The organism is Duganella callida (assembly GCF_004614165.1).
Classification (GTDB): domain Bacteria; phylum Pseudomonadota; class Gammaproteobacteria; order Burkholderiales; family Burkholderiaceae_D; genus Rugamonas; species Rugamonas callida.
In genome coordinates this window covers 18,293-28,033 of record NZ_SPVG01000150.1, presented here as the reverse complement: position 1 = coordinate 28,033, position 9,741 = coordinate 18,293, and the positions used below count along the sequence as shown (strand labels likewise).

Genomic DNA, 9,741 nt, shown 5'->3' with positions numbered 1-9,741 from the left:
GCGCCGCGCCGGTGCCCGAGGCCGACACCTGGGCCATGCTGGCGGCCGGCCTGGGCCTGATCGGCTGGCAGGCGCGCCGTCGCGCACGCCGGCAACAGCGAAAGTAAGCGGCTGCCCCCGGGCCCGCACGCAAACCCTTGCGTCGCGTATAATTTCAGACATATTTTTGCACGCCGTGGCGCGCCGCCGGCCGCCCGGCGTTTATACCGTTTACTTGATTGCGATCCACTATGTCTATTTCCATCAAAACCGCTGAAGATATCGAAGGCATGCGCATCGCCGGCCGCCTCGGCTCCGAAGTGCTGGACTACATCACCCCGTTCGTCAAGCCCGGCGTCACCACCGGCGAACTGGATCGCCTGTGCCACGAATACATGGTCAACGTCCAGGGCACGATTCCGGCGCCGCTGAACTACTGCCCGCCCGGCTACACGCCCTACCCCAAGGCCATCTGCACCTCGGTCAACGACGTGATCTGCCACGGCATCCCCGGCGACAAGGTGCTCAAGAACGGCGACGTGGTCAACCTCGACATCACCGTCATCAAGGATGGCTACCACGGCGACAACAGCCGCATGTTCTTCATCGGCGAACCGTCGATCATGGCGCGGCGCCTGTCGGACGTGACCTATGAGTGCATGTGGCTGGGCATCCAGCAGGTCAAGCCGGGCGCGCGCCTGGGCGACATCGGCCACGCCATCCAGCAGCACGCCGAAAAGGCCGGCTACAGCGTGGTGCGCGAATTCTGCGGCCACGGCATCGGCAAGGTGTTCCACGAGGAGCCGCAGGTGCTGCACTACGGCCGCCCCGGCACCGGCGAGGAACTCAAGCCGGGCATGGTGTTCACCATCGAGCCGATGATCAACGCCGGCCGCCGCGAGATCCGCGAAATGGGCGACGGCTGGACCATCAAGACCAAGGACCGCAGCCTGTCGGCGCAATGGGAACACATGATCCTGGTTACCGACAGCGGCTACGAGGTGCTGACCCTGTCGGCCGGCAGCCCGCCGCCGCCGGCCTTCGTGACCGACGCCAAGAAAGCGGCCTGATTCCGTGTCCGCGGCCGTGATGAAGAAGGAACTGCGCGAACAGCTCAAGCGCCAGCTGAAGGCCGACCGCCAGGTGGTGATCGCCGCCTTCAAGGAAGACGGCAAGCCGGAAAAGCTGCTGCGCGCACTGCGCCAGAGCGTGGACGCGGTGCTGACCACGGCCTGGCACGAAGCGCGGCTGCCGGACAACACCGCCCTGGTCGGCGTCGGCGGCTATGGCCGCGGCGAGCTGTTCCCCTATTCCGACGTCGACCTGCTGATCCTGCTGGAACAATCGCCCGACGCGGCCACCACCGAAAAGCTGGAAGAACTGGTGCAGCTGCTGTGGGATCTGGGCCTGGAAATCGGCCACAGCATCCGCACCGTGGACGAGTGCCTGAGCGAATCGGCGGCCGACATCACGGTCCAGACCAGCCTGCTGGAAGCGCGCATCATCTGCGGCGACGACCAGCTGTTCGAACAACTGCAGGCGCGCTACGCGGCCGCCATGGACCCGCGCGCCTTCTACCACGCCAAGCTGCTGGAAATGAAGCAGCGCCACGCCAAATACGAAGACACCGCCTTCAGCCTGGAGCCGAACTGCAAGGAAAGCCCGGGCGGCCTGCGCGACCTGCAGGTGATCCTGTGGCTGGTGAAGGCGGCCGGCCTGGCCAATTCCTGGCGTACCCTGGCCACCAGCGGCCTGATCACGCAGACCGAGGCGCGCCAGCTGATGGAAAAGGAACGCGCCTTCAAGGACATCCGCGTGCGCCTGCACCTGCACGCCGGCCGCCGCGAAGACCGGCTGGTGTTCGACGTACAGACCGCGATCGCCGAGTCGCTGGGCCTGCAGGCCACCGGCAGCGGCGTCAACATGCGCCGCGCCAGCGAATACCTGATGCAGCGCTACTACTGGGCCGCCAAGACCGTGACCCAGCTGAACACCATCCTGCTGCAGAATATCGAGGAACGCCTGTTCCCCACCTCGGGCGAGGCGGTCGCCATCAACGCCCGCTTCAACGACGTCAATGGCCTGATCGACATCAGCGAGGACGACACCTTCGAGCAGACGCCTTCCGCCATGCTGGAACTGTTCGTGCTGATGACCGAGCGGCCATCGCTGAAAGGCATGACCGCGCGCACCACCCGCGCACTGTGGCATGCGCGCTTCCAGATCGACGGCGCCTTCCGCGCCGATCCGGTCAACCGCGCGCTGTTCCTGCGCATCATGCAGGCGCCGGTTGGCGTCATCCACGCGCTGCGGCGCATGAACGACCTGTCGATCCTGGGCCGCTACCTGCCCAACTTCCGCAAGATCGTCGGCCAGATGCAGCACGACCTGTTCCACGTCTACACGGTGGACCAGCACATCCTGATGGTGGTGCGCAATATGCGCCGCTTCACCATGGCCGAGCATGCGCACGAATACCCGTTCTGCAGCCAGCTGATGGCCAACTTTAACAAGCCGTGGGTGCTGTTCCTGGCGGCGCTGTTCCACGATATCGCCAAGGGCCGCGGCGGCGACCACTCCAAACTGGGCATGGCCGACGCCGAGCAGTTCTGCCGCGACCACGGCCTGGACGACGAAGACACCGAGCTGATCGTGTTCCTGGTCGAAAACCACCTCACCATGTCGCAGGTGGCGCAGAAGCAGGACCTGTCCGATCCCGACGTGATCCAGGCGTTTGCCAAGGTGGTCGGCGACGAGCGCCACCTGACCGGTCTGTACCTGCTGACCGTGGCCGACATCCGCGGCACCAGCCCCAAGGTGTGGAACGCCTGGAAGGCCAAGCTGCTGGAAGACCTGTACAAGATCAGCCTGCGTGTGCTCGGCGGCGAACCGCACAGCGCCGACAACGAACTGCGCAACCGCCAGCAGGAAGCGCTGGCGACGCTGCGCCTGTACGGCCTGGAAGCGGATGCCCACGTGGCGTTCTGGCAGCAGCTGGACGTCGCCTATTTCCTGCGCCACGACGCCGCCGACATCGCCTGGCAGACGCGCGCGCTGTATGACCGCTTCAACGCCGAGCGGCCGGTGGTCAAGTGCCGCCTGGCGCCGATCGGCGAAGGCTTGCAGATCGCGGTCTACATCAAGGACCAGCCCGACCTGTTCGCGCGCATCTGCAGCTATTTCGACCGCAAGAACTTTTCCATCCTCGACGCCAAGATCCACACCACGCGCCACGGCTATGCGCTGGACACCTTCCTGGTCACCGAGCAGAACTTCGCCAAGAGCTACCGCGACATCATCAGCCTGATCGAGCACGAGCTGTGCGGGCTGCTGACCACGCCGGAACCGCTGCCGGCGCCGAGCAAGGGCCGGCTGTCGCGGCTGTCGCGCACCTTCCCGATCCAGCCGACGGTCGACCTGCGCCCCGATGAAAAGGGCCAGTACTACCTGTTGTCGGTGGCCGCCAACGACCGCACCGGCCTGCTGTATTCGATCGCCAACGTGCTGACCCGGTACAAGATCAACCTGCACACGGCCAAGGTCATGACCCTGGGCGAGCGAGTGGAAGACGTGTTCCTGATCGACGGCGCCGCCCTCAGCAACGCCCGCAACCAGATCCAGCTCGAAACCGACCTGCTGGAAGCGATCAAGGTCTAACCCCGTTTTTTGTAGAGCACCAACATGTCTGAAGAATTACTCCGCCTGTCCAAACGCATGTCCGAACTGGGCCTGTGCTCGCGCCGCGAGGCCGACGAGTGGATCGCGCGCGGCTGGGTCCGCGTCGACGGCAAGGTCGTCAACGAACTTGGCACCAAAGTCTATCCGAGCCAGAAAGTCACGGTGGAGCGCCAGGCGGCCGCCGAGCAGTCCAAGCGCGTCACCATCCTGATCAACAAGCCGATGGGCTATGTCAGCGGCCAGGCCGAGGACGGCTACCAGCCGGCCGTGGCCCTGATCAAGCCGGAAAACCGCTGGCCCGACGATCCCGCCAATGAACAGTTCCACCCGACCCAGCTGCGTTCGCTGGTGCCGGCGGGCCGCCTGGACATCGATTCGGTCGGCCTGCTGGTGCTGACCCAGGACGGCCGCGTGGCCAAGCAGTTGATCGGCGAGCACACCGATGTCGACAAGGAATACCTGGTGCGCGTGCAGTACACCAAGCCCGGCAAGCTGCCCGACAGCGACCTGAAAAAGCTCAACCACGGCCTGTGGATGGACGGCAAGCCGCTGCTGCCGGCCAAGGTGCGCTGGCAGAACGACGACCAGCTCAGCTTCACCCTGCGCGAAGGCAAGAAGCGCCAGATCCGCCGCATGTGCGAAATGGTCGGTTTGAAAGTTGTCGGATTAAAAAGGGTTCGTATCGGAAAGGTAAAACTTGGCGAGCTGCCGGTCGGCCAATGGCGCTATCTGCGCCCGGATGAACGCTTCTAAGCCACAAGCAGTGAAAATTTCTTGCCTTTCTGCAAGCCAAAACGTTGAAACCGCTGTAAACTGCGCAGATCGACCTCGCATTGAAGTCATTAGCAAAGAGATATGCCGTCGTGAACGATCCTATACCAAATGAATTTCGCCGCGGGCCCCCCACCCTAAAAGACGCTGTGGAGCCGATCGCGACGGGTTCGAAACCCCATGACATGACCGATGAGCATGACATCGGTGATGCACTGACGTTTCTTGCCGAAACCGGCGAGCCGATCTCGGTGTATCCGGCCAGTGCCACCAATGTGGTCATGGCGCGCATCAAGAACGTCCACCCGGAAAATCCGTATTTCGAGCTGGAGCTCAATGAGGGCGAATTTCTGCCGCCGGGCGAAGCGACCTTCGTCGGCTGGCTGCGTTCGGCCAAGATCCAGTTCAAACTGAGCTCGCTCGAATGGGCCAGCAAGCCCAACGAGCCGACCATCATTCCGCTGGAATTCCCGACCAAGTGCCTGGTGCTGAACCGCCGCGCCTCGGCCCGGCTGGAAACCCCGCTGGGCGTGTACAACATGGCCTCATTCGTGCTCAATGGCAAACCGTACGAGTTGCAGGTGTACGACTTTTCCGCCGGCGGCGTCGGCATGCGCGCCTCGCCGCGCGACGCGGTGGGCCTGCACGTGGGCCGCAAGCTGCAGCGCGTGCGGCTGGAACTGGGGCCGGATTCGGTGATGATTGCCGATCTCGAAGTGCGGCTGTCGCGCACCTTCCGCTCCTTCCTGCTTGGCGAGCAGGTACAGATCGGCTGCCAGTTCATCAACCTGTCGCCGATGATGCAGGACGAGCTCAAGCGGCTGCTTGATAACGTCAACGCCAACAAGCACTACCGCTAAGCCGGCTAAACCGGGGACAGACCACGATTCTGCAATAAATTGCAAAATCGTGGTCTGTCCCCGAATTTGGGCATGGTACTTGCTTGAAAAGCAGCTAATCCATTAGCTGCTTTTTTTATGACCACGACGACACAGCGCATCGTCAAGATACGGCGCGATTACAATACCTGGGTGGCCAACGAGACCATCGAGGATTACGCGCTGCGCTACACCCCGCACTCGTTCCGCCGCTGGTCGGAATTTCGCGTCGCCAACACGGCCTTCGGCGCGATTTCCTTCCTGGTGCTGGAGGCGATAGGCGGCACCATCACCGTCAACTACGGCTTCATCAACGCGCTGTGGGCCATCATCGCGGTCGGCCTGATCATCTTCCTCACCGGCCTGCCGATCAGCTACTACGCCGCCCGCTACGGCGTCGACATGGACCTGCTCACGCGCGGTGCCGGCTTCGGCTACATCGGCTCGACCATCTCCTCGTTCGTCTACGCCTCGTTCACCTTCATCCTGTTCGCGCTGGAAGCGGCCATCATGGCCTACGCACTGGAACTGTATTTCCACCTGCCGCTCTGGATAGGCTACATGGTCAGCGCGCTGGCGGTGATCCCGCTGGTCACGCACGGCGTCACCCTGATCAGCCGCATCCAGATGCTGACCCAGCCAGTCTGGCTGATCCTGATGGCGCTGCCCTTCATCGCCATCTTCCACAAACGTCCCGAGCTGCCGGCGCAACTGCTCGACTACGCCGGTCGCGACGGCGCGCACGGCCACTTCAGCATGCTGGCCTTCGGCGCGGCCACGGCGGTCGGCGTGGCGCTGATCACCCAGATCGGCGAGCAGGTCGACTTCCTGCGCTTCATGCCGCCGCCGACGCGTGACAACCGCCTGCGCTGGCACCTGGGCGTGCTGGCCGCCGGTCCCGGCTGGATCGTGCTCGGCATCGCCAAGATGCTGGGCGGCGCGCTGCTGGCCTGGCTGGCGATCCGCAGCGCCATGCCGCTGGAGCAGGCGGTCAATCCGACCCATATGTACCTGGCCGGCTTCGGCCTGGTGTTCGATCAGCCGCGGGCGGCGCTGGCGGCCACCGCGCTGCTGGTGGTGGTGTCGCAGGTGAAGATCAACATGACCAATGCCTACGCCGGTTCGCTGGCCTGGTCCAACTTCTTCGCGCGCCTGACGCACAGCCATCCGGGCCGCGTGGTGTGGGCCGTGTTCAATGCGCTGATCGCCGTGCTGCTGATGGAGCTGGACGTGTTCCAGGCGCTGGACCAGGTACTCGGCCTGTATTCCAACATCGCCATCTCGTGGATCACGGCGGTGGTGGCGGACCTGGTGATCAACAAGCCGCTGGGCTTCAGCCCCAAGGGCATCGAATTCCGCCGCGCCTACCTGTACGACATCAACCCGGTCGGCGTCGGCGCCATGCTGCTGGCGTCGGCCCTGTCGGTGGCGGCGCACATGGGTGCCTTCGGCCATCAGGCGCAAGCCTTCTCCGCGTTCATCGCGCTCACCACGGCGCTGGTGGCGTCGCCGCTGATCGCGCTCGCCACGCGCGGCCGCTACTATATCGCCCGGCCACAAGCCCACGTCCACGGCAAAACCTGCGTGATCTGCGAAAAGGAATACGAGGCCGAGGACATGGCTCACTGTCCGGCCTACCAGGGTTCCATCTGCTCGCTGTGCTGCTGCCTGGACGCGCGCTGCAACGACACCTGCAAGCCGCACGCGCGCGTGGCGGTGCAGTGGCAGCAGGCGATGCGCGCCCTGCTGCCGCAATCGTTGTGGCGCTACCTGAGCAGCGGCCTGGGACATTATCTGTTGCTGATGGTCGTCACCGTGCTGTCGCTGGGCGCCCTGCTCGGCCTGATCTACTATCACGAACAATCGGTGCTGCCGGCCGGCGCCGATGCCCTGCTGCCGCAGCTGCGGCTGGTGTTCTTCAAGATTTTTGCGGCGCTGCTGCTGGCCAGCGGCATCGTCGCGTGGTGGCTGGTGCTGACCAGCGAAAGCCGCCGCGTGGCGCAGGAAGAGTCGAACCGCCAGACCGGCCTGCTGACGCGCGAAATCGAACTGCACCGCCAGACCGACGCCCAGCTGCAGCAGGCCAAGCAGGCCGCCGACCTGGCCAACCAGGCCAAGAGCCGATATATCGCCGGCATCAGTCACGAGATCCGCACGCCGCTCAATTCCATCCTCGGCTACGCCCAGCTGCTCGACAACGACCCGGCGATCCCGGCGCACCGGCAGCAGGCGGTGCGCGTAATCCGCAACAGCGGCGAACACCTGCTGTCGCTGATCGAGGGCACGCTGGACATCGCCCGCATCGAAGGGGGCAAGTTCAACTTCGACATGAAGGAGCTGGACTTCCCCGATTTCATCGGCCAGCTGGTGCGCATGTTCGAGCTGCAGGCCGCCAACAAGGGGCTGAGCTTCCGCTACGAATTGAGCGGCGCGCTGCCGCCCTGCGTGCGCGCCGACCGCAAGCGGCTGGGCCAGATCCTCATCAACATCCTCGGCAACGCCGTCAAGTTCACCAGCCGCGGCGGCATCGTCATGCGCCTCAAATACGCGCGCGAAATGGCTGCGTTCGAAATCGAGGACAGCGGCCCGGGCATCCTGCAGGAAGAAATCGACCACATCTTCGAGCCGTTCTCGCGCGGCAGCGCCAGCGCGCACGCGAATGCCAGCGGCACCGGCCTCGGTCTGCCGATCGCGCGCATGCTGACGCAGCTGATGGGCGGCGAGCTGAAGGTACGCAGCACTGCCGGTCACGGCAGCATGTTCCACGTGCGCCTGTTCCTGCCCAGCGTACACGCGCCCGGATTGCGCGCGCCGCTGGCGCACAGCCAGGCGCAGCGCACCGGCTATCGCGGTCCGCGCCGCCGTATCCTCGTCGTCGACAATGAACGGGTGGATCGCGAACTGCTGCTCAACATCCTGGCGCCGCTGGGCTTCGAGGTGGCGCAGGCCGAATCGGGGCTGGAGTGCCTGGACCTGTGGGCCAGCTTCGCGCCCGACCTGATCCTGATGGACCTGGCCATGCCCGGCATGGACGGCTGGGAAGCCAGCTATATCCTGCGCCGCAAGCGCATGTCCGAGGTGCCGATCGCCATCGTCTCCGCCAATGCCTTCGACAAGGGCATGGAAAATCCGGCCGGCATCCGCGCCGAGGATTTCTTCATCAAGCCGGTCAACGTCAACGAGCTCCTGGACTGGATAGGCGCACGCCTGGCGCTGGAATGGACCACGCAGCCACGCGAAGCCGCGCCACCAGCGGCCGCCGCGGGCGCACCGGCGCTGGTGTTCCCGCCACCGGACGTCATGACTGCGCTGCGCGCGCTGATACGGGTCGGTTACATGCGCGGCATCAAGCACAAGCTGGACGAAATCGGCGCGCTCGATCCGCGCTATCAGCCGTTCACCCACGCCATGCAAAACTTGGCCGCGCGCTTCCAGCTCGACGCGATGGCCGAATTTGTGAGAGAGAAGAACAACGATGAACTTCAACACTGACGCCGGCCTGGTGCTGGTGGTCGACGATATCCCGGAAAACCTCGCCGTGCTGCACGATGCGCTGGACGAATCGGGCTATACCGTCCTGGTGGCCAACAACGGTGAAACCGCCCTGCTGCGCGCCGCCGAGGCCCAGCCCCACATCATCCTGCTGGACGCGGTCATGCCCGGCATGGACGGTTTTGCCACCTGCCGTCACCTGAAAGCCAACCTGGCCACGCGCCACATCCCGGTGATCTTCATGACCGGCCTGACCGAGAGCGAGCACGTGGTGGCCGCCTTCGAGGCCGGCGGCAACGACTACGTCACCAAGCCACTGCGCACCAGCGAAGTCCTGGCGCGCATCGCCTCGCACCTGCAGACGGCGCGCCTGGTCGACCAGGCGCGCAGCGCGCTGGACGCCTTCGGCAATGCCGTCATCGCCATCCGCCCCGACGACGGCCGGATTTTGTGGCAGACGCCGCTCGCGCGCCAACTGCTGCGCAATTACCTGCCGCCGGAATCGGGCGCCACCGAGCGCGCGCCACAGCAGCTGCAGTCCTGGCTCGCGGCGACGCAGCAGGCGCATACGGAGGGGTTGTCGCATGCCCCCTTGACGCTGGCGCGCGGCGCGCAGCGGCTGATCTTTTCGGCCGCCGAATACAGCGAACAGACGCAGTGGATGGTGGTGCTGCGCGAAGAATCGGACGCCTCGCTGATCGATGCGCTGATGTCGTCGTTCAAACTGACCATGCGCGAATCCGAGGTCCTGAACTGGGTCATCAAGGGAAAAACCAACCGCGACATCGGCGATATCCTCGGCACCAGCCCGCGCACCGTCAACAAACATCTGGAACACGTCTTCGTGAAACTGGGTGTGGAAACCCGCACCTCCGCAGCGGCGGTGGCGCTGGGTAAGATTCGATCTGCAAGTAGCGGATAGCGCCAGCCACCGGCGCACCGC

The 9,741-nt window shown here is 64.7% G+C and carries 7 protein-coding genes; all 7 read left to right on the top strand.

Translation table 11 applies throughout. From position 1 onward, the window contains the following. Nucleotides 1–11 precede the first annotated feature (11 nt). The 7 genes from E4L98_RS14895 (at nt 12) to E4L98_RS14865 (ending at nt 9,720) form a co-directional block, all read left to right on the top strand. Entirely contained in the window at nt 12–107 is a 96-nt protein-coding gene (locus tag E4L98_RS14895; protein ID WP_267874913.1) for a PEP-CTERM sorting domain-containing protein, read from the top strand. Between the two features lie 123 nt (nt 108–230). Next, a complete protein-coding gene (map, locus tag E4L98_RS14890) occupies nt 231–1,049 on the top strand; it encodes a type I methionyl aminopeptidase (protein ID WP_135202334.1) in 819 nt (272 codons plus the stop codon). A gap of 19 nt (nt 1,050–1,068) precedes the next feature. Next, on the top strand, nt 1,069–3,636 hold the full coding sequence (locus tag E4L98_RS14885; protein ID WP_135202340.1) for a [protein-PII] uridylyltransferase: 2,568 nt from the start codon (nt 1,069–1,071) through the stop codon (nt 3,634–3,636). Nucleotides 3,637–3,660: 24 nt separating this feature from the next. Then, nucleotides 3,661–4,410, top strand: coding sequence for a pseudouridine synthase (locus E4L98_RS14880; RefSeq protein ID WP_205746732.1), 750 nt, complete (start codon nt 3,661–3,663; stop codon nt 4,408–4,410). Nucleotides 4,411–4,613: 203 nt separating this feature from the next. After that, a complete protein-coding gene (locus E4L98_RS14875; protein WP_135202333.1) occupies nt 4,614–5,288 on the top strand; it encodes a flagellar brake protein in 675 nt (224 codons plus the stop codon). A 117-nt stretch (nt 5,289–5,405) separates the two neighbouring features. Continuing rightward, on the top strand, nt 5,406–8,798 hold the full coding sequence (locus E4L98_RS14870; RefSeq protein WP_135202332.1) for a hybrid sensor histidine kinase/response regulator: 3,393 nt from the start codon (nt 5,406–5,408) through the stop codon (nt 8,796–8,798). After that, on the top strand, nt 8,782–9,720 hold the full coding sequence (locus E4L98_RS14865) for a response regulator transcription factor (RefSeq protein ID WP_135202331.1): 939 nt from the start codon (nt 8,782–8,784) through the stop codon (nt 9,718–9,720). Before E4L98_RS14870 ends, E4L98_RS14865 begins: the two co-directional genes overlap by 17 nt. Nucleotides 9,721–9,741: the final 21 nt, after the last annotated feature.